Annotated in this window: 23 protein-coding genes and 1 tRNA gene; 15 read left to right on the plus strand and 9 right to left on the minus strand. The window is 45.0% G+C overall.

Features of this window, described 5'->3' with window-relative positions:
* The 3 genes from idi to DP923_RS01275 all read right to left on the minus strand — a co-directional run bounded on the left by idi (window position 1) and on the right by DP923_RS01275 (window position 2,388).
* Window positions 1–528, minus strand: coding sequence for an isopentenyl-diphosphate Delta-isomerase (gene idi, locus DP923_RS01265; protein ID WP_112304761.1), 528 nt, complete (start codon window positions 526–528; stop codon window positions 1–3).
* A 96-nt stretch (window positions 529–624) separates the two neighbouring features.
* A complete protein-coding gene (locus DP923_RS01270) occupies window positions 625–1,143 on the minus strand; it encodes a DUF6141 family protein (protein ID WP_112303767.1) in 519 nt (172 codons plus the stop codon).
* 105 nt (window positions 1,144–1,248) lie between these two features.
* Window positions 1,249–2,388: a cystathionine gamma-synthase gene (locus DP923_RS01275; protein ID WP_112303768.1), complete on the minus strand. Its 1,140-nt coding sequence runs from the start codon at window positions 2,386–2,388 to the stop codon at window positions 1,249–1,251.
* A 154-nt stretch (window positions 2,389–2,542) separates the two neighbouring features.
* Here DP923_RS01275 and DP923_RS01280 point away from each other — a divergent pair, with 154 nt between their 5' ends.
* The 4 genes from DP923_RS01280 (at window position 2,543) to DP923_RS01295 (ending at window position 5,302) form a co-directional block, all read left to right on the plus strand.
* On the plus strand, window positions 2,543–3,265 hold the full coding sequence (locus tag DP923_RS01280; protein WP_112303769.1) for a TVP38/TMEM64 family protein: 723 nt from the start codon (window positions 2,543–2,545) through the stop codon (window positions 3,263–3,265).
* Between the two features lie 66 nt (window positions 3,266–3,331).
* Window positions 3,332–3,405: transfer RNA gene (locus DP923_RS01285), tRNA-Arg, on the plus strand.
* A gap of 466 nt (window positions 3,406–3,871) precedes the next feature.
* Window positions 3,872–4,873 carry a DNA-binding protein gene (locus DP923_RS01290; protein ID WP_112304762.1) on the plus strand — a complete coding sequence of 334 codons (1,002 nt, stop codon included), beginning with the start codon at window positions 3,872–3,874 and terminating at the stop codon, window positions 4,871–4,873.
* Window positions 4,874–5,302: a type II toxin-antitoxin system death-on-curing family toxin gene (locus DP923_RS01295; RefSeq protein WP_112303770.1), complete on the plus strand. Its 429-nt coding sequence runs from the start codon at window positions 4,874–4,876 to the stop codon at window positions 5,300–5,302. It abuts the gene before it with no gap.
* A gap of 36 nt (window positions 5,303–5,338) precedes the next feature.
* On the opposite strand, the gene DP923_RS16605 is transcribed toward DP923_RS01295, so the two are convergent.
* Window positions 5,339–5,836: a type IIL restriction-modification enzyme MmeI gene (locus DP923_RS16605; RefSeq protein ID WP_317047269.1), complete on the minus strand. Its 498-nt coding sequence runs from the start codon at window positions 5,834–5,836 to the stop codon at window positions 5,339–5,341.
* Between the two features lie 229 nt (window positions 5,837–6,065).
* Between DP923_RS16605 and DP923_RS01305 the strand changes: the two genes are divergently transcribed.
* The 8 genes from DP923_RS01305 (at window position 6,066) to DP923_RS01340 (ending at window position 14,862) form a co-directional block, all read left to right on the plus strand.
* Window positions 6,066–6,497, plus strand: a complete 432-nt coding sequence (locus DP923_RS01305; RefSeq protein WP_112303772.1) for an HYC_CC_PP family protein — start codon at window positions 6,066–6,068, stop codon at window positions 6,495–6,497.
* A gap of 156 nt (window positions 6,498–6,653) precedes the next feature.
* The gene (locus DP923_RS01310) at window positions 6,654–7,940 is read left to right on the plus strand and encodes an efflux RND transporter permease subunit (RefSeq protein WP_112303773.1); all 1,287 of its coding nucleotides are present in this window, start codon (window positions 6,654–6,656) and stop codon (window positions 7,938–7,940) included.
* Window positions 7,941–7,976: 36 nt separating this feature from the next.
* Window positions 7,977–8,342, plus strand: coding sequence for a four helix bundle protein (locus DP923_RS01315; protein WP_112303774.1), 366 nt, complete (start codon window positions 7,977–7,979; stop codon window positions 8,340–8,342).
* Between the two features lie 42 nt (window positions 8,343–8,384).
* Entirely contained in the window at window positions 8,385–10,283 is a 1,899-nt protein-coding gene (locus tag DP923_RS01320) for an efflux RND transporter permease subunit (protein WP_112303775.1), read from the plus strand.
* Window positions 10,270–11,538: a TolC family protein gene (locus DP923_RS01325; RefSeq protein ID WP_112303776.1), complete on the plus strand. Its 1,269-nt coding sequence runs from the start codon at window positions 10,270–10,272 to the stop codon at window positions 11,536–11,538. Before DP923_RS01320 ends, DP923_RS01325 begins: the two co-directional genes overlap by 14 nt.
* Window positions 11,516–12,841: an efflux RND transporter periplasmic adaptor subunit gene (locus tag DP923_RS01330; protein WP_112303777.1), complete on the plus strand. Its 1,326-nt coding sequence runs from the start codon at window positions 11,516–11,518 to the stop codon at window positions 12,839–12,841. Before DP923_RS01325 ends, DP923_RS01330 begins: the two co-directional genes overlap by 23 nt.
* An 11-nt stretch (window positions 12,842–12,852) precedes the next feature.
* On the plus strand, window positions 12,853–14,052 hold the full coding sequence (locus tag DP923_RS01335) for an efflux RND transporter periplasmic adaptor subunit (protein WP_165838127.1): 1,200 nt from the start codon (window positions 12,853–12,855) through the stop codon (window positions 14,050–14,052).
* 174 nt (window positions 14,053–14,226) lie between these two features.
* Window positions 14,227–14,862 carry a DUF3347 domain-containing protein gene (locus DP923_RS01340; RefSeq protein WP_165838128.1) on the plus strand — a complete coding sequence of 212 codons (636 nt, stop codon included), beginning with the start codon at window positions 14,227–14,229 and terminating at the stop codon, window positions 14,860–14,862.
* Window positions 14,863–15,076: 214 nt separating this feature from the next.
* Here DP923_RS01340 and DP923_RS01345 read toward each other — a convergent pair whose 3' ends face one another.
* Window positions 15,077–15,496 carry a hypothetical protein gene (locus DP923_RS01345; protein ID WP_112303779.1) on the minus strand — a complete coding sequence of 140 codons (420 nt, stop codon included), beginning with the start codon at window positions 15,494–15,496 and terminating at the stop codon, window positions 15,077–15,079.
* Between the two features lie 366 nt (window positions 15,497–15,862).
* On the opposite strand from DP923_RS01345, the gene DP923_RS01350 reads away from it, so the two are divergent.
* The gene (locus DP923_RS01350; RefSeq protein WP_112303780.1) at window positions 15,863–16,276 is read left to right on the plus strand and encodes a BrxA/BrxB family bacilliredoxin; all 414 of its coding nucleotides are present in this window, start codon (window positions 15,863–15,865) and stop codon (window positions 16,274–16,276) included.
* 67 nt (window positions 16,277–16,343) lie between these two features.
* Here the strand turns inward: DP923_RS01350 and purD are convergent, their stop codons facing one another.
* Window positions 16,344–17,636: a phosphoribosylamine--glycine ligase gene (purD, locus tag DP923_RS01355; protein WP_112303781.1), complete on the minus strand. Its 1,293-nt coding sequence runs from the start codon at window positions 17,634–17,636 to the stop codon at window positions 16,344–16,346.
* Window positions 17,637–17,843: 207 nt separating this feature from the next.
* Window positions 17,844–20,024 (minus strand): DNA helicase RecQ, encoded by a 2,181-nt coding sequence (gene recQ / locus DP923_RS01360; RefSeq protein WP_112303782.1) that lies wholly within the window; start codon window positions 20,022–20,024, stop codon window positions 17,844–17,846.
* Window positions 20,025–20,093: 69 nt separating this feature from the next.
* Here recQ and DP923_RS01365 point away from each other — a divergent pair, with 69 nt between their 5' ends.
* Together DP923_RS01365 and DP923_RS01370 are read left to right on the plus strand one after the other, a co-directional pair.
* Window positions 20,094–21,065 carry a KpsF/GutQ family sugar-phosphate isomerase gene (locus DP923_RS01365; protein ID WP_112303783.1) on the plus strand — a complete coding sequence of 324 codons (972 nt, stop codon included), beginning with the start codon at window positions 20,094–20,096 and terminating at the stop codon, window positions 21,063–21,065.
* A 4-nt stretch (window positions 21,066–21,069) separates the two neighbouring features.
* Window positions 21,070–22,146, plus strand: coding sequence for a mannose-1-phosphate guanylyltransferase (locus DP923_RS01370; RefSeq protein ID WP_112303784.1), 1,077 nt, complete (start codon window positions 21,070–21,072; stop codon window positions 22,144–22,146).
* 104 nt (window positions 22,147–22,250) lie between these two features.
* Here the strand turns inward: DP923_RS01370 and rlmB are convergent, their stop codons facing one another.
* Both rlmB and DP923_RS01380 read right to left on the minus strand, forming a co-directional pair.
* Complete coding sequence (gene rlmB / locus DP923_RS01375) at window positions 22,251–23,066, minus strand: 23S rRNA (guanosine(2251)-2'-O)-methyltransferase RlmB (protein ID WP_112303785.1); 816 nt, start codon at window positions 23,064–23,066, stop codon at window positions 22,251–22,253.
* Window positions 23,039–24,289 (minus strand): GWxTD domain-containing protein, encoded by a 1,251-nt coding sequence (locus DP923_RS01380; protein WP_165838129.1) that lies wholly within the window; start codon window positions 24,287–24,289, stop codon window positions 23,039–23,041. Before DP923_RS01380 ends, rlmB begins: the two co-directional genes overlap by 28 nt.
* Window positions 24,290–24,381: the final 92 nt, after the last annotated feature.

Below are 24,381 nucleotides of genomic sequence, written 5' to 3' on the forward strand. Positions count from 1 at the left end.
TTAATTTTCCTGGAGGCAGTAGGTGTTGTAAAATGTATCATACACGTACCGGAACCAGTAGGTATACTTTTCAGGATTTTCTTCTAAATCAGTTTTCAGGGAATCGAGGTTAACCCAAGCCCAGCTCTCTACTTCTTCGGGGTTTGGCGTTGGGTCTTGGTTATATCGGCCTACAAAAACGTGGTCCAGTTCGTGCTCGGTCAGGTTGTTATCGAAAGCGATTTTATACTTGAATTTAAACAACCAGATAAGCGGACAGGTAAAGCCCATTTCTTCCTGCAATCTTTTTTGTGCCGATGCCTGCAACTCTTCCCCGGGCGATGGGTGGCTGCAACAGGTATTGGTCCAGAGGCCCGGCGAATGGTACTTGCCGCTGGCACGCTGCTGCAACAGAAGTTCGCCTTTATCATTGAGAATAAAAACCGAAAAAGCCCGGTGCAACACCCCATCCAGGTGCGCTTTCAGCTTTTCTTCGCGCCCGATCTCGTTGTCCAGTTCATCTACCAATATAACTTCTTGTAAGGCCATGCAGGGGTAAAGGTGTTGATTTGTGAAATTAGCTTCGTCTTTTTGTTGCCGCATTTTTAACAGCCTGACGGTGCACAATGTTTTAGTAAAGTATCGCTATACTTGTTTCATACTTCTGGCTGCCCGTATCGCTTCAAATAATGCGTCTGGTTCCTGCGACCCGATGAGTAGCGCCGGGTGGTTGTAAAAGTATAGCAGCACGCCCTCGGTCCCAGACATGTTGTAGGCTTTGCCTTTAACGCCCCACCGGATGCCCCAGCCGCCATAATCCTGTATGGGGTTATACGTTTTGCGCTCAAAATCCCGTACCAGGTGCAAGGGTATTTTTACTGGCCGCCTATGGAAAGGGTAAAAACGCACCTGCAGCTCGCCGGGCCATACTTCCGTTCGCAGCGAAATATGGTAAAAAAAGTAGGGCAGCCCGATTCCTATTACTATTGTAATGATAGTCAGCATTACGTCTGGCACCGGTCTGTTCCCGAAGGTTTCGCCTAAAAGTACTTGGTATACAAACCCAACCCAGAAAAGTAAGGCCACACCAAGTATAACCGCCCAAAGCCATACTTGCGTAAAGTGCTGCTTCTCCCTGAAAAGGATATGTTGTTCGGCGGTCATGTGCTGCTTCTTGGTTTATACTTTAAAGTTAAACCTAATATAATACAAAAAGACCGTTTGCCCTAAAACAAACGGTCTTTAAAACTGATTTATACTTCGGAAAGCTTAGCCAATTGCCTGCTCCAGGTCAGCGATCAGGTCTTCCACGTCTTCAATGCCTACGCTTAAACGAATCAGCGAATCGCTGAGGCCGGCTTTCAGGCGTTCTGCACTTGGGATGCTGGCATGCGTCATGGTAGCCGGGTGGCCGCACAACGACTCTACTCCGCCCAACGACTCTGCCAAAGCAAAGTAATGCAGCTTTTCCAACACGGCTGTTGCATCTTCTATTTTATCGCCTTTCAGCACAAACGAAATCATGCCCCCGAAATCGCGCATCTGCTCTTTGGCAACCTGGTGGTTGTTGTGGTCTTCGAACCCAGGCCAGAATACTTTCTCTACTTTCGGATGATTTTTGAGGTACTCGGCTACTTTACGGCCGTTCTGGCAATGGCGCTCCATGCGAAGGTGCAATGTTTTTATGCCGCGCAACACCAAAAAGCAATCCTGTGGGCCAGGCGTGCCGCCACAAGCATTCTGGATAAAGCTCAGGCGCTCGTGCAGTTCATCGTCGTTTACAATAACAGCTCCCATCACCACATCCGAGTGGCCAGCCATATATTTAGTAAGCGAGTGCATCACAATATCAGCGCCCAGATCCAGCGGCGTTTGCAGGTATGGCGTTGCAAAGGTGTTATCGGCTACCAGCAGTACGTTGTGTTTTTTAGCAATAGCAGCGCAGCCTTTTATATCGATGATGTTCAGAAGCGGGTTTGTGGGCGTTTCTACCCAGATCATTTTGGTGTTTTCGTTTACCAGCGCTTCTACTTTACTCAGGTCGGCCATGTTGGTGAAATGGAACCGGATGCCGTAGTTCTGAAAGATCTTTGTAAAAATGCGGTAGCTTCCGCCGTACAGGTCGTTTGTTGAGATTACCTCATCGCCTGGCTTCAGCATTTTAATGATCGCATCGATAGCAGCCATTCCGGAAGCAAAGCAAAGGCCGTGCTTGCCGTTCTCTAAAGCAGCCAGCGAGTTTTGCAGGGCAGTGCGGGTTGGGTTGTGCGTACGCGAGTATTCGTAACCTTTGTGGTCGCCCGGCGATTTTTGTACGTAGGTGGATGTCTGGTAAATCGGCGTCATGATCGCGCCTGTGGTTGGGTCTGGTTCTACACCAGCATGTATAGCTTTTGTTCCGAATTTCATAGTGATGATTTAAAGTATAAACGAAGCGTGCAAGTTACTAAAAATACCTTTTACGAAAGCCCGCCTGCTGCGATGGAATAATACGGTTTTAAAAGCCGCTTAAATCTTTTGTACTTTGTACTTCGTCTATACGAGCTAACCTGTTATACTTTTTATGAAGCAAATTACCCTGCTGCGTAACCTCATCCGCGAAAATGCTTTTACGTTTGTATCGATGCTGCTGCTGGTAGTGGTACCGGTGGTGGTAAGTTCTACGCTGGCTTTTTTATTGTATGAGCACCAAGATCTGCTGCAGGACCTGAGCGCCGGGCAAATGTTTTTATACTTTGTGGTGGTCTCTTTTACCATGGCGCTGGCCCTTACGCCTACTACTTTTGTGGCGCTGGTAAGCGGTTTCTACCTGGGCTGGCCAGGTTTTCCGGGCGTGGTGGTTTCGTATGGCATTGCGGCGCTGGTTGGGTATACGTTGGCCAAGCTTGTAGACCACGGCAAAATGATGAGTTTCCTGAACCGCTTCGAAAAAGCCAGGAACCTGATGCAGGAATTGCGCAGCCAAAGCTGGAGCCTGATCTTTTTATGCCGCATCTCCCCTGTTCTGCCGTTCGCGCTCATGAACTTTGTACTGTCGTTGCTGCAGGTCACAAAGCAAAAATTCCTGATCGCAAGTGTGGTGGGCATGCTGCCCCGCACGCTTTTCTTCTTTTGGGTAGGCACACAGGCAAAAGATATCATTCAATTATTGCAGGACCCGGACAGCGGTAAAGGTGGGCAACTGCTCATGATCGCACTGATTATCATTTCGATAGGTGGTTTATACTTCGTTTTTGACCGTGCCCTGAAGAAAGCGCTCAAAAAATCGGTAGTAAAAAACAGTTAAAATTTTGCGCAGGCACTTGCGTATAATCAAAAAACGCCGTTACTTTGCATCACAATAACGGAAAACGGTCACGTAGCTCAACTGGATAGAGCATCTGACTACGAATCAGAAGGTTAGGGGTTCGACTCCCTTCGCGACCACTTGAAAATCAGCCACTTACAGATAAAACTGTTAAGTGGCTTTTTTTATTTGCATACATTTTGCATACAATGCAGCCAATAATGCCATTTCTCATTATTGGCTGCATTGTATATCATTCCATAGCCTCTCATTCTAATTACAGTAAAATTTAATTCAATCCAAGCATTAAACCTTCAAATTGATTAACTTGACTTTAGTATAATAGAGCTATACTTATTGATGTTTTTCTTCAGTCCAATTCCATCATATCTAAGCAAAATGTGGATAACTTATAATTGGCAAAAATAAGCATAGTGCAATTTAGTATAATTAGTTGATTATAAGATAGTTATACTAAAAAAAATGGCTACTTGAGAGCAACAAGATATTTTTTTAAGCAATATAAACAACTGATTATCAATAACTTATATTATGTCACCTTCATCCATGAGGGGAACATTTCAAGTTATCCACATAATTTTTCTTATGAGAGACTTAACTGTTTCAGCAATAGACCGTCAGAATATTCTTAATAATCTGAGTGCAGTCGCAGACATACAAGCCTATCTAGGCATAAGAGGTATGTTTTTTCAACATGAATATAGATTTACAAAAGCCCAAGTAGCTGAATTTTATGAGATAGATTATTCAACTATCGAAAGATATCTTTCACAGCATGAAGAAGAACTAAAACATAATGGATATGAGATTTTCAAAGGTAAAAGGCTAAAGGAGTTCAAAACTGAATTTGGCTGGTTATTAGGAGATGGTACAAAAGCTCCTCAACTAGGAGTTTTTAACTTTAGAGCATTTCTCAACTTAGGGATGGTTCTTTCTGAAAGCGAAAAAGCCAAAGCACTCCGTAGTGCTATGCTAAACATCGTAATCGATGGTTTAAATAAAAAACTTGGAGGAGCGACAAAATTTATCAATCAACGGGATGAAGAGTTTTTAGTATCTATAGCACGTGAACCTGTTTATAGGAAAGAGTTTACAAGTGCCCTAAATAATTATTTAGATATGGGCCTTTATAAATACTCAGTTTATACTGACGCTATATACAAAGCAATATTCAATGAGAACTCATCGGAGTATAAACAGATACTTCAGCTAGAGGATAAAGAGAACCCTCGCGATACTATGTATGCAGAAGTGTTAAAACTGATAGCTTCTTTTGAAATTGGCATTGCAGATGCGATGAAAGAGAAGTTTGAGGAACTAGGCAGAAAACTTACCCCCGGTGAACTTAACATATTAATAAAAAAATTCTCAGAACAACGTTTTTGGATTCCTCAGTTGGAGGATGCTAGAAGCAAAATGGCTAGTAGAGACTATGGGTTGAGAAACATTATTCATGATAGATTGAAACCTTATCTTAAATGCTTATCTGTTGAAGACTATCAAAGATTCTTGGGAGACAAAAGCAAAGGCCTGCAAGACCGAATAGATGAAAGCATAGAAGTATTCAAGAGACTAAAGGATAGATAGGTGGATTTGATTTATTTCGACATACAGCATGCCATCGAAGTACATGATGAAATAATCCGCAAATCAGGGGGAGTTATGGGCTTATTAAATATAGGTCTACTAGAGGCATCATTAGAGCACATTAAAAATGATGTTTACTACCCTACGATACAAGAAAAACTTACACACCTATTTTATTCAGTTAACAAGAATCACAGTTTCAATGATGGAAATAAAAGAGCATCTATTGCCCTTTCTGCATACTTTTTAGAAATCAATAATTTAGATTTTTTAGTCCTGAAGTTCATAAAGCGAATGGAAGATGTAACAGTTCATGTTGCTTCTAATCTTATATCTAAAGATTTACTATATGAGATCATTTCATCCATACTATATGAGGAAGACTATAACGAAGAGCTAAAACTTAAAATTTATTATGCTTTAAGTTGAAACCTATGTAATAATTAGTTTAAGGTAATGGCACCCTTAGATACCAGACAAAGAAGATTGCTTACTTTTCTTTACCTTCTCTTTCGCAAATAATCCGGTTGTGTAGCGCTCATATAGTTCAAATAAGTATTCTATGCGCTTTGCTTCGGAAATGAACGCCTGGGGTCTGTAACACAGGTCCACAGCTTTGTCTAGTTCTTGATGCGCTTTCACTAAAACTGAAGGCATCGTAAGCGGGTCGTAGAGATCAGCTAGTGAGCTTCCGGGATATTGTAGCCGTGCATCCAATACTTTTTGTGACGCTGTTTCTATAGCTTTTACCTGTTTATCTGTAGGGGCTTCCGGCCACGGGAAATTGTTATAAACAATAGTATTAGAGTAGCTATAACGACTTTCTAATCTACCACAAGTATACCGCATCCATGTCATATGCATTAATGATGTAAGAATGCCAAAATGAAACGGTGTAGTATTTGGGACTATAAATGTTTTATCTGATACGATATTATCTTTAGTTAAGTAGGCAATAGGAATATCCTATTCTTAAAAGCTTAAGCAGTTTGCAGGAAAGGTATCATAATAAGAAAAGTAGTGAGAGTAGTTGTAGTTACAGACTGATATGAACATCAATAACTTTGCTATTAGCATAATACACTTACTATAATTTAATTGCAGCTACCATAATTAGATGTAACACTTTTCCTGAATTATGTAACAAGATTAACTACTTACTTTATACTTTTGCCGTAGTATTACACAAGACATGAAATTTTTAAAGCAAATCATACTTCTTACCTTAACACTGCTGGTGCTTTTCTCTTCGACAGGCATTTCGGTAGGGATGCACTTGTGCGGAGGTGAGGTAGCAGATCTTGCTTTATTCGGTGAAGTGGCTGATTGCCCGATGGAGCAGCAGAAAGAACCACTACCTTCTTGCCACAAAGTTCCTGTTTCAGATAGTACAGCTGATTGCTGCGACGACCAGACCTTCGTTTTCGATCATTCGGATGCTACTTCAAGTTCTAAGGCACTTATACTTAGTAAAACTTCAGAAATCAAATTCATAGCTGCCATGAAGGTAGTTATACTTCAGCTTTTCGCTCCTGAGGCTGATCCTAAACCGACTTATGCTTTCTACGAGTCGCCTCCATTAGCACGAGACATTCCGGTGCTGGTGCAAGCCTTCCTGCTTTAACTTTACAGATTTCCTGATGCCTTTGGTTGGCTGGCGCAGCTGTGTCTTTATCTAAAGAGATCTGCTGCTCAGTTTTCCTTTTCATTTAGGCATCACCCCTGCTGGCCACTTTCCTGTGGCGCTTAAATTTCCTGTTAAGGTTAATCCTATACTTACATGATTGCGAAATTAATTTCTCTTTCGCTCCGTAACCGATACATCGTGCTGCTTATTGCGGCAGCGCTGTTTGGCTGGGGCTTATATGCTGTACAGACAAACAAGGTAGATGCCATCCCTGATCTGTCTGAAAACCAGGTTATCGTTTTTACTGAATGGATGGGACGCAGCCCCCAGATCATTGAAGACCAGGTGACCTACCCGCTTGTCACTAACCTGCAGGGCTTGCCTGAGGTGAAGTATGTACGCGGCAGCTCGATGTTTGGCATGAGCTTTATATACGTCATTTTCGAAGATCAAACGGATGTATACTGGGCCCGTGAGCGGGTGCTGGAACGCCTTAGCTCTGTTGGTAATATGTTACCCGAAGGCGTTACACCAACCCTTGGCCCGGACGGAACCGGTGTAGGCCATATCCTGTGGTATACTTTGGATGCACCCGGCATGGATCTGGGTGAGCAACGCGCGCTGCAGGACTGGTATGTAAAATTTGGCTTACAGAACGTGAAAGGCGTGAGCGAAGTAGCTTCTTTCGGCGGATTCCAGAAGCAATACCAGATCACGCTGGATCCTACCAAACTTACCTATTATAAGCTTTCTGTGCCGCAGGTTATCCAATCTATCCGGTCTAATAACAATGAAGCGGGCGGGCGCAAGTTCGAGCTTTCCGATATTGGCTATATCATCAAAACAACCGGCTACCTGCAATCAGCAGAAGAAATACAAAATATAGCCATTGCTACCAACAACAGCATTCCCGTGCGGGTGCGTGATGTAGGGTCCGTGCAGATGACGGGAGAAAGCCGCTTGGGTATATTTGATCTGAATGGAGAAGGTGAAGCGGTTGGAGGCATTGTAGTGATGCGCTATGGAGAAAATGCTGATGAGGTGATCGACAACGTGAAAGTAAAGATGGAAGAAGTTGCAAAGGGGCTTCCGAAAGGTGTGAAGTTCAACATCGTCTATGATCGCAGCGGTCTCATCAACGAGTCAGTAAATTCCATTAAATCCACGCTGATTGAAGAAATGCTCGTGGCTTCTGTAATCGTTTTCCTTTTCCTGTTTCACTGGCGCAGTGCTTTGGTGATCCTGATCCAACTGCCCCTTTCGATTGCCATCGGTTTTATCCTGCTCAACGCTTTTGGCATCTCTTCCAACATTATGTCCCTAACCGGTATTGCCCTTTCTATAGGCGTGATTGTGGATGATGCTATTGTGATGGTCGAGAACGCCTACCGTCATCTGGCAGATGCCACGAAAGGCAAACAGTGGATGGAGGAAGAATAGAGTTCTGAATAAACGGATTTTGAATAACTGAATAAGATGAACACAGAAAGAAAAGAATTTATTGAGCAGTTTCAGAATAGGACAAAAAAACTGGCTATTGATGTCATTCTCTTTTCAAAACTGCTCCCCAAAACGGAAGAAGCGACTATCATGAAGCGACAGTTGTTGCGCTCAGCTACTTCTGTCGCTGCCAACTATAGAGCAGCCTGCAGAGCCAGGTCATCTGCCGAGTTTCACTCCAAAATCAGCATTGTGATAGAGGAAGCCGACGAAACACTTTTTTGGCTGGAGCTGCTTGAAGAGTCAGGTACCACATCAAGAGAAACAGCAAGCCATCTGATGAAAGAAGCGACAGAAATACTATCTGTAATGGCAAAAGCCCGAAAGAATACGACCCGGTAGCACTCAGTTATTCAAAATTCAATTATTCAAAATTAGAATAGTATGAACTTATCACATGAAGATAGAATCCGGATCATCGAAAAGGCTGCCAAGCAGGTAGGCCCCAGCGTGTTCTGGAGTACCATAATCGTAATTACTTCCTTCCTTCCGGTGTTCCTACTTACAGGGCAGGAAGGAAAATTATTCGGTCCACTGGCCTGGACCAAGACGTTTATACTTATTGTAGATGCCATCGTGGCAATCACGCTGACACCTGTACTTATTTCTTTTTTACTTAAAGGCAAATTCAAAAATGAAAATGCCAACCCGATTAACCGGGCCTTGGAACGGGTTTACGGACCTGTATTACGTTGGTGCCTGAACTGGCGCAAAACTACGATTGGCGTAAACATCCTGGCTTTGCTGGTAGCTATACCTATGCTCTTTAGCTTGGGCACAGAGTTTATGCCGCCGCTTGATGAAGGCTCCATCCTGTTTATGCCGGTAACCTTGCCTGATATCTCCAATGCCGAAGCTAAGCGCATATTGCAGGTACAGGATAAAATCATCAAGTCGGTGCCCGAAGTAGAAAGTGTGTTGGGTAAAGCAGGCCGGGCTAGCACCGCCACTGACAACTCCCCTATCAGCATGATCGAGACCATTATCATGCTCAAGCCGCAGTCAGAGTGGCGGGAAGGTATAACCAAACAGGATATTATCCGGGAACTGGATACGAAGCTACAAATTCCAGGCGTAGTGAATGGCTGGACACAACCGATCATCAACCGGATTAATATGCTGGCCACCGGCATCCGAACTGATGTGGGCGTGAAAGTATACGGCCAGAATCTGGACTCTATCGCTTCTGTTTCTGAAAAAGTACGGACTGCCTTGCGCGATGTGCCAGGCGTGAATGATCTGTATGTAGAGCCGATAACAGGTGGTAAATACCTGGAGATAGACATTAACCGTGACGCGCTGAGCCGCTATGGTTTGACGGTAGATGATGTGAATCTGATTGTGGAGTCTGCCCTGGGCGGTACACCGATCGGTAATACCATTGAAGGCCGACAGCGCTTCTCTATCAACGTACGCCTGGCGCAGGAGTATCGCAATAGTGTAGAGCGAATACAGCGCATCCCGATTCAGACTGCTTCGGCAGGTACTATCCCGCTTTCTTCAGTTGCTGCTATACGCTTTACGGATGGCCCTCCTATGATCAACTCTGAAAATGCACAGCTGCGTGGTGCCGTGCTCTTTAACGTGCGCGACCGCGACCTGGGCAGTACCGTGGAGGAGGCGATGGAAAAGATTAACAGTGAAGTAACGGGCTTACCAAACGGCTATTACCTGGAATGGAGCGGGCAATGGGAAAACCAGGTACGTGCCACGCAAACCCTAAAGCTTATTATTCCGCTGGTAGTCCTCATTATTTTCCTGATTTTATACTTCTCTTTTAACTCTCTGAAAGAAGCATTCTTTAGTCTGATCACGATTCCATTTGCGCTGATTGGAGGAGTGTTTATCGTCTACTTCTATGGCGTGAACCTATCAGTGGCAGTGGCAGTGGGCTTTATTGCCTTGTTTGGTATGGCAGTAGAAACAGGCATGCTGATGGTTGTTTACCTGAATGAGGCTATGAAAGAACTGGTTGAACTGAAAGGGAATTCTTCTGAAACAATCACCAAGCAGGACATTCGTGACTTTGTATTTAAAGGAGCAGTAAAACGTCTGCGCCCTAAGATCATGACCGTATCGGTATCGCTGTTTGGCCTGATCCCGGTACTTTGGGCGACAGGAGTAGGTACAGATGTGATGCTACCTATCGTGCTTCCCTTGATAGGAGGCGTTTTTACTTCCTCTATCCACATCCTGCTGGTAACACCTGTTGTGTTTGAAATAATAAAAGAGTACGAACTTAAAAAACACGGTAAACTAGATCTATACCATGTCGAGCATTAAGAAAGTAAAGTGGTTGTTTGTATTTGTAATGTTACTGGCAGGCACTCCGGTACTGGCACAGCAGCAGCAAATTTTAACCCTGGATAGTGTACTGCAACGGATCAGTACCAGCAACCCCATGTTGCAAATGTATACTTCTAAGGCTGACGCAGCTAACACGTATGCGGAAGGCGCTAAAAGCTGGATGGCGCCTATGGTTGGTGGTGGCGTGTTTATGGCGCCCTATCCTGGAACTGAGGTAATGGAAGAGCGGGATAAAGGGGCCTGGATGATTTCTGCAGAGCAGGAGATTCCCAATCCCATCAAACTACGCACCCGCGAAAAATACATGAAATCAAGAGCAGGCATTGAGCAGGCTACCAAAGAGGTAACTTATAACCAGCTGCGTGCGCAGGCCAAAACTGCTTATTACAACTGGGTAGTGCTGGAGAAAAAACAGCAGGTACTCAAAGATAATGAGCGCATCATGGAGTTCATGCTCAAGCTGGCCCGTATCCGTTATCCCTATAGCCAGGGCAAACTAGGCAGTATTTATAAAGCAGAGGCGCGGCTGCATGAAGTAAAGAACATGCAGGAAATGACTGCCACACAGATCAGGCAGCAGAATGTGCAGCTTAACATCCTGATGAATATGCCCAAAGACTTGCAGTACCGAATTGATACTACTGTAGCCCTTATGGACCCAGCGCATCAGCACACAAACCTGGATACTACTTACCTTACCAGTGCCCGAAGCGACGTTCGCAGGCTTGACAAAACGATAGAATCCATGCGCCTGAACGTGGAATTGGAAAAACAGCAGCGTCTCCCGGATTTTAAATTGCGCTTTGACCATATGTACCCACGCGATAACATGATGCCGCAGCAGTTTACAGCAATGGGCATGGTTTCGATACCAATTGCTCCCTGGTCTTCCAGAATGTACAAAGCCAATACAAAGGCAATGAACCTGGAGATAGCGGCGATCCAGCAGGAACGGGAGGCTGTCCTGAACGAAGCCGAGGGCATGATGCAAAGTATGCTTCTTGAGCTAAGCGCCTTGCACCATCATGTAGAAAATTATAAAGCTAAAATTTTACCGGCCCTGCAAAAGAATTACGATGTAACCATGCTGTCTTATGAACAGAACAGCGCACAGCTTCCCGAGGTGATCGATGCATGGGAAGCGCTGAACATGGCGCAGATGGAATACCTGAATAACCTGCAGGAGCTTTACTTAATGGTGGTAAATTATGAGAAAGAAATTGAGAAATAATATCCTGCCGCTGTTGGCCTTGCTTATAATGATCACACTGGGGGCATGCAGGGATAATGAGCAAGAGCAGGCAGCAGGCAGCACCGCATATACCTGCCCTATGCACTCGCAAATTGTGCAGACCGAGCCAGGCTCCTGCCCTGTCTGCGGCATGGACCTGGTAGCCAAAGCTGCGCAAGGTAATGGCATTACTGTAACCGAAGATCTTGCTTTCCTGATAAGGCCGACAAATACTTCCGTTGTTGCTTCTATTGCCACTGTTTCCCCTATAAAGAAAAACGGGCAGGCAAGTATAAAAATGGATGGCATCATTACCTACGACCCGCGCCGTGTTTATGCCGTGCCTGCACGTGTGAGTGGGCGTATTGAGAAGCTGTTTGTGAAGTATAATTTCCAGCCGGTCCGAAAGGGTCAGAAACTGATGGAAGTATACAGCCCGGATCTGATCACCGCACAGAAAGAGCTTTTATACTTAGTAAAATCTGCTCCGGAAGATAAAAATCTGATCGCTGCTGCCAGGCAAAAGCTACAGTACCTGGGCGCAACAAGCGAGCAAATAAACCGCCTGCTCCGCAAGGGAGAAGAGACCTATACCTTCGCACTTTACAGTCCTTACAATGGTTATGTTATTGATTTAAACACTTCGGCACCGGCATCAACAGCAAGTATGGCTGCAGCTCCTATAGCAAGCGCAGGCACTATGGATGCCATGGGTAGCAGTAGTGCTACAACTACCCCAACTTCAGTACCAACAACCGCAACCGGGCAGCAGGGCATCCAACTCCGTGAAGGCATGTATCTGAATGCAGGGCAACAGCTTTTACGGGTAATTAATACAGCACAGCTTTGGGCCGAGTTTAACGCATCTGCTAGTGAAATTACTGCCCTTATTACCAAGGGTACTCCGTTGCAGATCACGTTTCCACAACTTCCTGAAGAAACACTGGCTGCAAAGATCGATTTCGTTCAGCCATACTTTGATGAAGGACAAAACTTCGCAAAAGTGCGGGCTTATATACCGGGTAGCCAGAAGCTAGCCATGATAGGGCAACTGGTAACAGCGGAAGCAACTTATAGCACTGCCCCTGCTCTCTGGGTACCAAAAGCTGCTGTACTAGATATTGGCAACAAATCAGTGGCCTTTAAAAAGATAAAAGGAGTTTTTGAGCCGGTTGCAGTTTCAACGGGTATAGTGTCAGGCAATATGATCGAGCTCGTAACGGGCCTGCAACAGGCTGATACAATTGCGGCCAACGCACAATTCTTGATCGACAGCGAAAGCTTTATTAAAGTTAAAAACTAGCAGGGCAGATTATGAAACGATACAAAAACATCCTTTTTCTGCTATTGGCCATACTTACAGTTGCCTGTTCCAGCGAAGAGAAAACACACGCAGCAGGAGAAACTACAAGCTATACGTGCCCGATGCACCCGCAAATAGTACAGGACAAGCCGGGCACCTGCCCCATCTGTTTTATGGATCTGGTATTGGTATCACAGTCAGGGAAAGAAAGCGGTGAACTTGTCCTTATGGAAAGCCAGGTAAAATTGGGCAACATCACCACAAAGCGAATCAAGTCTGGTTCTATTGGCAGCAACTCCATCCTGACGGGTAAGCTGGTACTGGATGAAACCCAGACGGACGTTGTGAGTAGCCGCGCTGCCGGACGTATCGAAAAACTGTACCTCAAAGAACCCGGACAAACAATACAGAAAGGCCAGCCACTTTATGAGCTATATTCCGAAGTGTTATTAACACTGCAGCGCGAATACCTGCTGGCTTTGGCGCAGCATAGGGAGTTAGGAAAGGAGAATCCACGTTTTGCATCCTTTCTGGAAGCAGCTGAAAAAAAGCTCCTGCTGTATGGCTTAACCCAGGGCCAGGTCCGCAACCTGGCTCTAAAGCAACAGTTAAGCTCCCGCATCACGTTTGTAGCGCCTGCCGGTGGTGTAGTAACTGAAGTTGCCGCAGTTGAAGGCCAGTATGTGGCGGAAGGCGCTGTATTGTACCGTTTAGGCAAGCTGGGCAAAATCTGGGTAGAAGCTGAGTTATACCCCCAGGAAGCAGCAAATGTTAAAGAAGGCGATGCCATCAATGTTTCGGTAGCAGGTTTTGGACAGGAGCTGGCTTCAGCAAAAGTTACTTTCATCAGCCCTGAGTTAAGAGCCGGTAGCCAGGTAGTAGTGCTGCGCGCTGAACTGCCAAACCCGAATGAGAAGTACCTGCCCGGCATGCAGGCCAATGTTATACTTCCCGGCTCAGGCAATGCGACTTTAACTTTACCCACAGATGCCGTGATACGTGATGAAAAAGGAAGCCATGTCTGGGTGCAGTCAGGGAAAGACACCTTTAAGGCGCAGATGGTTACGCTCGGCCCGGAAAGTGCTGAAAACGTGGCTATACTTTCCGGATTAAAAGAAAACGATAAAGTAGTGGTTACAGGTGCTTATCTACTTTATAGTGAATACATTCTTAAAAAAGGTTCTCATCCTGTGCCAGGCCATAACCATTAACTTATACTTTGCATGAAAGATTGTTGCAAAACCGGCGATGAAGAACCAGATACTAAATGGCGCAAATGGTTCATGCGGACTCTGGTTAGCATCTTAATAGTGCTGATTCTTTTAGTTCTTTATTTCCCAGTTGACTTTTAAATAAATCTTCTACACAATAACCTAATACCAATCATGAAAAAGACACTTCTAACCGCTGCCCTGGCAGTTTTCATTTTCACTTCCTGCTCAGAGAATAAGCAGGAAACAAGCACGACTGCTGAAACAGAAAACCACGAGCACCACGAAGGCATGGCACATGGCGATAACATGCCGGCAACAGGTAAAACTGTAGTCGAAACGCCTGATTATACTTCTGTGGAGGGTCCTGTGAAAGAACAATTAGCTGCTTTGCTGGATAGTTACCTCCAGCTAAAAGATGACCTGGTAGCCTCTGATGCCAAAAAAGTGCAAACTGATGCGCAGGCTGTTATGGCCACCGCAGATAAAATAGAATTTTCTGCTTTACAGGGAGAGCAAAAATCATTTGCTGAGGAAAAGCTTAACGAAGTAAAACAGAGCGCTGCTAACATGGGAGAGTCGGCAGATCTTGCTGCCCAGCGTGGCCAACTGGAATTGCTTTCTGAAGCAACATTTGCCTTATCAAAAGCCTTTGGCGCTGCCGGTCAGACGCTTTATTACCAGCACTGCCCTATGGCCAACAACGATAAGGGGGCTTACTGGCTGAGTTCGAATGAAGAGATCCGAAACCCATACTTTGGTGAAAAGATGCTTAAATGCGGCAGCAACGAAGAAGTACATAAAAACTAACAGTCCGCAGGTAATGTAGAAATAAGTACCCAGGGCTACCTACTTTAAAGTATCTCACAGGACAATAGTTTTATTATCCACAATCAAAGACTTAGTCAACCATCCGAACCCAGTTCTAATGATTAGCAAGGACTCATTACTGAGATTGGGGTAATGCCCTATCAGCCAAAAAAAAGCCTCTCATATTTCAAGGAGAGGCTTTTTTATTTTTAGCTTAATATGCTTCTACTTCTCTACGAATATCCAGGTGTCTGGTATAGTTACTTAGGGCATGGAGCATGGTTTCTGAAACACCAGCCTGCTGATGATCTTCTTCCAGTTCCTGCCACGAGAAAAACACTTTCCAGACAGGCGTTTTGCTGCCAGCAGTTAGTTCTGGTTCTGTTGCGTTGCGCTGGTAAAAACTTTCTAATTCGATGTCTTCTTCGCGGGTGGGTACCAGTATAAACCGTGACGGGTTGTTAATGATCATGATAATTTCAGCAGGCTTGCCCTGCCGCTCCGGCATAAAAAAGTAATCCACTTTTATGGATTGCGTTAATGAAAAGCTTTTCTTCATTGCACTAAGGGTGTGGTAGCCTGGGTAGCAATTCGCAAATGACGTGTTCAGCACAAGTTTGTTTGTAGGGATCATAGTGTCGTCATTGGGGCAAGTTAATGCACCGGCTAAGTAGGTATAAGTAGGTAGTAGTTTGCAGCGGTCCAATCAAAATAAAGGGGTTTAAAAAATTGTACCTTTTTTGTCTGACTTCAGAATTACGGTCTGGGAAAAAACTTCTTCCGGCATTGGCTGTTCTGTGCTACAAGCGGTGTTTACTGATTATGGAGTAACGGAGTTTTCCGAAATCAAAAGTTCATTAAACTGTACCACAAATTGTTTTTTAAGTCTACTTTGTGCGAAAAAGCAAAAACCAGAAGTATATTTTGACACCTTTTTATGCTATAATTTTGTTACTTTTGCAGCAACTAATTTTTTAATTTAAATTGATCTGTTATGGGAATGTATCCTGAATATATGGTAGCTCCGATTCGCGAAGATTTGACATCTGTCGGGTTTGAGCAACTGGCAACTGCCGAAGAAGTAGAGCAGGCGCTGAAAGGCGAAGGCACTGTGTTACTGGCTGTAAATTCTGTATGTGGTTGTGCGGCTTCTAAAGCGCGCCCTGCCCTTAAAATGGCGGTAGCCGCTTCTGATAAAAAGCCTGCAAAAATGGTAACCGTATTTGCTGGTATGGAGCAGGATGCTGTAGCCAAAGCCCGCGAGTTTATGCTGCCTTACCCGCCATCATCTCCATCTATCGCTTTATTTAAAGACGGTGAGCTGGTGCACATGATCGAGCGCTACCACATTGAAGGCAACGAACTGCAGCGCATTGTAGATAACCTGCAGGGTGCTTTCGAAGCTTATTGCTAGTACTTCATAAAGTATAAAACAGAAAAAGCCGGTACTGCTACCGGCTTTTTCTGTTTTATACTTTATATTATTTAACTGATACCTGTGTTAAATCGAAGCCTATGTCGTGGCGATAGTAGCGGCCTTTCCAGTTAATAGTTTCGGCGGCTTTATTAGCTTTAGCCAGTGCTTCTTCGATCGTATTGCCAAGTGCCGTAATGGCAATCACACGGCCTCCGTTATTTACTACTTTCCCGTTCAGTTCTTTTGTACCTGCATGGAAAACCAGCACATCACTTTCTACCTGGTCCAGGCCGGTAATTTCTTTGCCATTCTCATACCCTTCCGGATACCCGCCGGATACCAGGAAAATAGTAGTGGCTGCTCTCGGGTCAATTTCCAGTTTATAGTCGGCGAGCTTATGTTCGTGCAGTGCCCTGAATAACTCAAACAGGTCCGATGATATGCGTGGGATGATCGCTTCTGTTTCCGGATCGCCGAGGCGTACGTTATACTCTATTACATAAGGCTCACCGTTCACATTCATTAACCCGATAAACAGGAAGCCGCTGTAATCAAGGTTATCATTCTGCATGCCTTGCAGCGTAGGCATAATAACGCGTTCTTTCACTTTCTGCATAAATACGTCATCGGCAAAAGGCACCGGCGAAACCGCTCCCATACCGCCTGTATTTAAGCCAGTATCCCCTTCCCCGATGCGCTTGTAATCTTTCGCTTCGGGCAGCATCACGTATTCTTTGCTATCGGTAAGTATAAATACAGATACTTCGATGCCCTGCAAGAATTCTTCGATCACGACAGTACTGCCGGCATTTCCGAATTTCTTGTTACGCAGCATATCTTCCAGTGCATCCAATGCCTCTTCAAATGTCTGGGCTATGATTACGCCTTTCCCTGCTGCCAGCCCGTCGGCTTTCAGTACGGCAGGGTATGAATGCGTACGCAAGTAATCTACAGCTTCGCCATACTTAGCTTCTGTAAAAGTTTGGTAACGCGCCGTCGGGATGTTATTTTTCTGAAGGAAAGCTTTGCAGTATTCTTTGCTGCCTTCCAGCATAGCGCCGGCTTTTTTAGGACCAACTACCAGCACGTGCTTCAGAAACTCGGAGTTCTGGAAATAATCGTGGATGCCTTCCACCAACACGTTTTCCGGGCCTACCACTACCATCATAATATTAAAGTCGCAGACAAACTTGGCTACTTCCTCAAAGTTATAAATATCGATGGCTGCATTTGTATGGAACTCAGAAGTACCTGCATTGCCGGGCGCTACAAATACCTTGTCGCAATATTCACTTTGTTTCAGCTTCCAGGCGATGGCGTGCTCCCGGCCTCCGGATCCTATAATCAGTATATTCATAAGGTTAATGCTCTTACTGGTTGTTTGGTTGTGTTATACTTGGCTGTATGCCGCGAAGTTAAAAATTTATACTTGCGCTTGTGTCTTCCACTATAAATTATACGATTTTCTAAACTAGTAAAACAAAAAAAGCCGTCGCAATTCGGCAACGGCTTTTTATACTTTGGGTTTTATACTTGTACAGTGATCATCTGCTGCAGTTTATACTTAATTGGCATACTCCGATAAGAATTTGATACGCATCAGGCGCAGGTCTTCTTCGGTGTAGTTATCGGTTCCCAGTTCTTTTACAGCTTCGCCGATGTTATCGGTGCTGGCCTGCATAAAGTAATCGTAGATCTCGTCCTGCCGCTCATCATCCAAAATGCTATTGATGTAATAGTTCAGGTTAAGCTTGGTGCCGGAGTAGCAGATATGCTCGATCTCTTCGATCAGTTCGCGCATGGTCAGGTCTTTAGACGAGGCGATTTCTTCGAGGTCCACTTTTTTATCGATCTGCTGGATGATGTAGATCTTGATCTTTGATTTGTTGACCGTTGTTTTTACAACCACATCGGCTGCCGTTACAATATCATTCTCCTCAACATACTTTACGATCAGGTCCAGGAACGGCTTTCCGAACTTCTGTACTTTACCCATACCTACACCGCCAATGTGAGCCATGTCTTCTTTGGTGGTTGGGTAAACAGTAGCCATTTCTTTCAGAGACGGGTCCTGAAACAGCACGTAAGGCGGCAGGTTCTTTTCTTTGGCCAGTTTTTTACGCAAGTTCTTCAGTAGGTCGAACAGCACTTCATCGTGGCCAGCAGCAGCTTGCGTGCCTTCTTTCTCCTCGTCTTCTTTTACTTCCTGCTCAAAGTTATGATCCTTGGTGATTTTTATACTTTGCGGGTTCTGAATAAAATCAAGGCCCTTCTGTGTAAGCTTTACTACACCAAAGTTCTCGATATCTTTCTCTAAATACTCCGATAGTAATATCTGGCGCAGCAACGAGCTCCAGAACTGTACGTCGTGCTCTTTGCCTGCTCCAAATACTTCCAGCTTGTCGTGGTCGTAGCTGGTGGTGTACTGGTTTTTAAGGCCTGTAAGTACGGCTGTAATATGTTCTATGGTAAAGCGCTGGTTGGTTAGCTGCACTGCTCTCAGGCCAAGCTGTACTTCGTGCTGTGCTTCGAAACGCTCTTTCGGGTGCAGGCAGTTATCGCAGAAACCACAGTCTTTTTCGTAAGCCTCGCCAAAATAATGAAGTAATTGCTTCCGTCGGCATACAGCCGAATCAGCATAAGAGGCCATCTCCTGTAGCAACAGTTTGGAGTTATCGCGCTCTGTTACAGGTTTATCTTTGTTGAATTTCTCGAGCTTTACAATATCCTCGTAGCTATAAAACATCAGACAGTTGCCCTCCAGACCATCGCGGCCAGCACGACCGGTTTCCTGGTAATAGCCTTCAATGGATTTCGGCGTATCATAGTGGATAACGAAGCGCACATCCGGCTTATCAATTCCCATCCCGAAGGCAATGGTCGCCACAATCACATCCGCATCTTCGTTCAGGAACGCGTCCTGGTTTTTCATGCGTACGTTTGGCTCCAGACCTGCATGGTAAGGCAATGCTTTCACATCGTTTACCCGTAACAATTCGGCAATTTCTTCTACTTTTTTGCGGCTCAGGCAATATACAATACCGCTTTTGCCTTTGTGCTTTTTAACGTACTGGATCAGCTGCTTTTTGGTGTTATGCTTTGGCCGAACCTCATAGTATAAATTGGTGCGGTTAAACGATGATTTAAATACCGATGCTTCGTCCATCTGCAAATTTCGCTGGATATCGAGTTGTACTTTAGGCGTAGCTGTAGCGGTAAGCGCAATAATAGGCAGTTTCCCGATCTGGTCGATAATGCCCCGTATGCGGCGGTATTCTGGTCTGAAATCGTGGCCCCACTCCGAAATACAGTGTGCTTCATCTATGGCTACAAACGAGATATTAGCCCCGCGCAGAAATTCTACAGTTTCTTCTTTTGTAAGGGATTCCGGTGCTACATAAAGCAACTTTACTTCGCCAGCCATTATTTCCTTCTTCACTTTATTTATTTCTGATTTAGATAAAGTTGAGTTGAGGAAATGGGCATTCACGCCAAACGCATTCAGCTGGTCTACCTGGTTTTTCATCAGGGCGATGAGCGGCGAGATCACAATGGCGGTACCCGGTAATGATAAAGCAGGCAGTTGATAACACAACGACTTGCCCGCGCCTGTAGGCATAATCACAAAGGTGTTACGGTCGTTGATAATGTTATTTATTATCAGTTCCTGATTTCCTCTGAATTGATTATACCCAAAAACTTCCTTTAATTTGTTCTTGAGATTTATCTCTGGTTTGGCTGGCATGAAATTTTAAAGAAAAAGTAATCTTATTGTAACATATCCTTTTACGGGATGCTCTAACACAAATTTAATTTGAATATAGTTAATAATATAGTCCTTTCTGCAAAAAAAGTATTGCACGCGGAATCCGAAGCAATCGGCAGACTGGCAGATTTTATCGACGAAAGCTTTGTTGGCTGCGTCGAAGCCATTTTGAAGATTAAAGGTCGTGTAGTGGTAACCGGTATCGGCAAGAGCGCCAACATCGCCTCTAAAATTGTGGCTACGCTTAACTCGACCGGTACGCCTGCCTTGTTTATGCATGCCGCCGATGCCATCCATGGAGACCTGGGCATGATACAAGCCGAGGATTTTGTGATCTGTATTTCTAAAAGCGGCAATACTCCCGAAATAAAAGTGCTTGTACCATTGCTTAAGCGCAAAGGCTCTCAGTTAGCTGCCATGGTATCGAGCACGGATTCATATTTGGCTACCAGCGCCGATTTTATATTGAACGCCAACGTAGAGCGCGAAGCCTGCCCTAACAACCTTGCCCCTACTACCAGTACTACCGCAGCTTTAGCTTTAGGCGATGCGCTGGCCGTTTGTTTGTTGGAAGCACGTGGTTTCAGCAGCACTGATTTTGCCAAGCTGCACCCGGGTGGCTCTCTCGGAAAAAGACTATATTTGCAAGTGGGCGATATTTACCTCCAAAACCAGGCACCGGTTGTGGAAGAAAACGCCAGTTTAAAAGAAATTATTATAGAAATTTCCTCTAAACGCTTGGGCGCCACTGCCGTAGTAAAGGAAAATTCGAAAGAGCTGATAGGAATAATCACTGATGGCGACCTGCGCCGCATGCTTACTAATTTTGATTCTATTGAACGTATAAAGGCAGCCGATATCATGACTCCTTCCCCCCTGACGATAGAACCTGAGCAATATGCAGCCGAAGCACTCGCTATTATGCAGGAGAAAAGTATAACACAACTGATTGTAACTAAATCAGGAAACTTCGAAGGCTTTGTGCACCTTCACGATCTACTTAAGGAAGGATTAGTTTAATCACATGGAAAACAACACGTATGTGGTAATTATGGCAGGTGGCATCGGAAGCCGCTTCTGGCCTTTTAGCCGGACCAATTACCCAAAGCAGTTCCACGATGTGCTGGGCACAGGCGAAAGTATGCTACAAATGACCGTAAGGCGCTTTAAGGATATCTGTCCTCCTGAAAACATCTTTATTGTTACAAACAAGGATTACGAGCACCTGGTAAAAAAGCAACTTCCGCAGCTGAGCGATAACCAGATCCTGCTGGAGCCTGTTGGCCGTAATACGGCACCTTGTGTGGCTTATGCTTCCTACAAAATTGCACAGATCAACCCGAACGCTAACCTGGTAGTTACCCCATCAGACCACGTTGTTTTAAAAGAGCAGGTATTTACGGATGTGATAAAAGAAGCCGTAGCTGCTGCCGATAAAGATGATGTGCTGATAACACTGGGCATTACGCCCAGCCGCCCTGATACCGGTTATGGCTACATCCAGTACATCTCAGACGAGGCACAAAGTATAAAAAAGGTAAAAACCTTTACCGAGAAACCGAACCTGGAACTGGCCGAGATGTTCCTGAACAGCGGCGACTTTGTCTGGAACTCCGGCATCTTTATCTGGAATGTGAAAAGTATACTGAAGGCTTTCCGGCAGCATTTACCCGAGATCAGTGAGATCTTTGATGAAGGCACAACAGACTTTAACACCGAGACCGAAAAGAACTTTATCACGAGAGCCTACTCCCATTGCCGCAACGTATCCATCGATTATGGCATTATGGAGAAAGTGGACAACGTATTTGTATTACTCAGCGACATCGGCTGGTCGGACCTGGGCACCTGGAACTCGCTTTATACCATCGGCGAAAAAGACGAACATGACAACGTAGTAGACGGCGAAGTTATACTTTACGACACAAAAAACACGATCATCAAAACGCCGAAAGAGCGCTTGGTTGTAGTGCAGGGTCTGGAGGGCTACATTGTAGCAGAACACGACAATGTATTGATGATCTGCAAACTGGAAGAAGAGCAGAAAGTAAAAGAATTTATGGCCGACGCAAAAAACAGAAAAGGCCCAGACTTTATTTAAAGTATAAAATCCAAAGTATAAAAAGAAAAGGCGCCGTAGTTACAGCGCCTTTTCTTTTTATACTTTCTGAAATGATCTTCTTCCTGCAGAGTATAATACATCAGTTATACTTTGGCTTCGCGCAAACGCTGGCTCATGGCTTCGTAAAGTATGATACCGGTAGCTACCGAAACGTTTAAAGAACCAATCTGCCCCATTAACGGAATACGCAAACGGGCATCGGCACGCTTCAGGTACTCCGGTGAAATACCATCTTCTTCGCTACCCATTAAAATAGCGGTCGGCCCGGTCATGTCTACTTTGTTATCAGTTAGCGTATCGTCGGTTTTCTCGGTACAGGCCACGATCTGGAAGCCGTAATTTTGCAGGTAATCGATAGTTTCTTTCAGGTTCGCTTCGCGGCAAACAGGGACTAAGTGTAACGCACCGGCAGATGTTTTAATCGCATCCGGATTAATTTGCGCACCGCCACGGCTCGGAATTATAATGGCATCCACGCCCATACACTCTGCGTTACGGGCAATCGACCCGAAGTTACGCACATCGGTTATCCTATCCAGTATAAGTACGAGCGGGTTTTTCCCTTTTTCGAACAAAGACGTAATAATCTCATCTAAAGGCGAATAAGAGATAGCCGAAAGGTAAGCAACAGCGCCCTGGTGGTTTTTACGCGTCAGGTTATCGAGTTTCTCTACCGGCACCGTTGCGATAGGCACTTCGCGGTGGCGGGCCAGCGTTACTATTTCATCTACAGTCGGGTTTTTAGCTCCTTTTTGCAGAAATATTTTTTCCAATGTTTTTCCGGCCAGCATCGCTTCCAAGATGGGGCGCGACCCGAAAATCATTTCCATTCTATCTTCTTTTGGCTTTCTGGGGCTACCGTAGCGGTCGCCTACAAATTTGTTATTCCTGCTCTCCATTTTGCGACTGTGTTGTACCAACTCTCCTCGTATTCGCGGCGCCGTACCAACTCATAATTATTTTCGGTAAAGTTATCTTCTTTTTTGGTAAAAACGAACCGCATGTTTGGCGATGTCTCAGATTGGCGGTAGACCCACGTGGTGTTCGCGCCGGCGTAACTGATGTTGGCAGGCTTCCCGAAAATAATGTAGATCATGCCTTGGTCGGTGGCCCAGCCTGGCTTGTGCGAAGTATAAAGTCTGTTAGCAGCTTCTACGCGCAGATAAAACTCCCGGATCAGTTCACGTGCCTGTGCTTTATTTTCGCTTATCCCCAACCAGAATTCGTCTATCGCTTTTTTGGTATTGGTGGCTTGCAATAGTTTTTGCCGTTCTGCGCTGGTAGTTAAATAAATTAGCGGCTCCAGCATTTCTTTGGAGGTTGTTAATTGCGGGTAAGCAGCTGCTTTTACAAGTATGGCTTTTGAAAACCCGGAACCAGGTGCAAGCACGTATAAGCCTTCTTCCGAAAACTGGAGTGTGTCGTTTGTAGCTGCAAACAATGTATCCAAGGCGACTTTTTTAGGCAATGCTGCCGGCTGCTTTGCAGACATGGGTGGCAGGGCCGTGGCAAAATCAGAAGCAAACCGGTGTATCTGCATCGTATCCGTACTCTCTGAAAAACGTCGAACCTGTAATTTGTCTGTACTTCTGATGTAAGGCTTAAAAACCGGCTTGCCATCTTTTGCAAACGTGAGCAGGTAATTTTTCCGCAGCATAGCCACTTTTAACGCCACCTTCTGCTTCATGCCGAGTTGGTCTTGGGTGCCCTGCTTCTGCCAAAGCCTTACGTGCAATACGTTGGGCTCTTTTATATACTGTTTCTCTAAAGCAATTTGCACATAAAGCTGCCCTTCTGCGTCGGTAAGCTTTTTACCAAGTATAACCGAATCCTGAAACAAGAGCGGATCCCGTTCTGCCTGCCCGCTTCGCACATCAAACGTGAGCATCGCTGCTGATTTTGCTACCTCAACAGCCTGTTGTATATCCTCGAAACGAAGGAAGAAATGCAGACTATCCTGTGTGGCATAGAACTCGGGTTGCATCACAATCTCTGGTGTTCTTTGCTGTGCTGTGTAAGCAGTGGTTACGACCGGCTGTATCTGCCTCGAAGTGTTGTTTGGCTGCCCGCAAGCACTTACGAGCAACACAAGTATAAAGTACGCGATTGGGAATTGCCTCATCTGTAAAAAATTAAAGCTCATACAAAAAGTATAAAAGCCGGACTACATTCCTGATAGCCCGGCTTTTATTACTGTATACTATTGTTTTTTGT

Origin of the sequence: Pontibacter arcticus, from assembly GCF_003284895.1 — a bacterium.
GTDB classification, from domain to species: domain Bacteria; phylum Bacteroidota; class Bacteroidia; order Cytophagales; family Hymenobacteraceae; genus Pontibacter; species Pontibacter arcticus.

Coding starts and splice junctions, on each gene's coding strand:
- idi (WP_112304761.1), bottom strand. CDS start 528: ATGGCCTTACAAGAAGTTATATTGGTAGATGAACTGGACAACGAGATC.
- DP923_RS01270 (WP_112303767.1), bottom strand. CDS start 1,143: ATGACCGCCGAACAACATATCCTTTTCAGGGAGAAGCAGCACTTTACG.
- DP923_RS01275 (WP_112303768.1), bottom strand. CDS start 2,388: ATGAAATTCGGAACAAAAGCTATACATGCTGGTGTAGAACCAGACCCA.
- DP923_RS01280 (WP_112303769.1), top strand. CDS start 2,543: ATGAAGCAAATTACCCTGCTGCGTAACCTCATCCGCGAAAATGCTTTT.
- DP923_RS01290 (WP_112304762.1), top strand. CDS start 3,872: ATGAGAGACTTAACTGTTTCAGCAATAGACCGTCAGAATATTCTTAAT.
- DP923_RS01305 (WP_112303772.1), top strand. CDS start 6,066: ATGAAATTTTTAAAGCAAATCATACTTCTTACCTTAACACTGCTGGTG.
- DP923_RS01310 (WP_112303773.1), top strand. CDS start 6,654: ATGATTGCGAAATTAATTTCTCTTTCGCTCCGTAACCGATACATCGTG.
- DP923_RS01315 (WP_112303774.1), top strand. CDS start 7,977: ATGAACACAGAAAGAAAAGAATTTATTGAGCAGTTTCAGAATAGGACA.
- DP923_RS01320 (WP_112303775.1), top strand. CDS start 8,385: ATGAACTTATCACATGAAGATAGAATCCGGATCATCGAAAAGGCTGCC.
- DP923_RS01325 (WP_112303776.1), top strand. CDS start 10,270: ATGTCGAGCATTAAGAAAGTAAAGTGGTTGTTTGTATTTGTAATGTTA.
- DP923_RS01330 (WP_112303777.1), top strand. CDS start 11,516: ATGAGAAAGAAATTGAGAAATAATATCCTGCCGCTGTTGGCCTTGCTT.
- DP923_RS01335 (WP_165838127.1), top strand. CDS start 12,853: ATGAAACGATACAAAAACATCCTTTTTCTGCTATTGGCCATACTTACA.
- DP923_RS01340 (WP_165838128.1), top strand. CDS start 14,227: ATGAAAAAGACACTTCTAACCGCTGCCCTGGCAGTTTTCATTTTCACT.
- DP923_RS01345 (WP_112303779.1), bottom strand. CDS start 15,496: ATGATCCCTACAAACAAACTTGTGCTGAACACGTCATTTGCGAATTGC.
- DP923_RS01350 (WP_112303780.1), top strand. CDS start 15,863: ATGTATCCTGAATATATGGTAGCTCCGATTCGCGAAGATTTGACATCT.
- purD (WP_112303781.1), bottom strand. CDS start 17,636: ATGAATATACTGATTATAGGATCCGGAGGCCGGGAGCACGCCATCGCC.
- recQ (WP_112303782.1), bottom strand. CDS start 20,024: ATGCCAGCCAAACCAGAGATAAATCTCAAGAACAAATTAAAGGAAGTT.
- DP923_RS01370 (WP_112303784.1), top strand. CDS start 21,070: ATGGAAAACAACACGTATGTGGTAATTATGGCAGGTGGCATCGGAAGC.
- rlmB (WP_112303785.1), bottom strand. CDS start 23,066: ATGGAGAGCAGGAATAACAAATTTGTAGGCGACCGCTACGGTAGCCCC.
- DP923_RS01380 (WP_165838129.1), bottom strand. CDS start 24,289: ATGAGGCAATTCCCAATCGCGTACTTTATACTTGTGTTGCTCGTAAGT.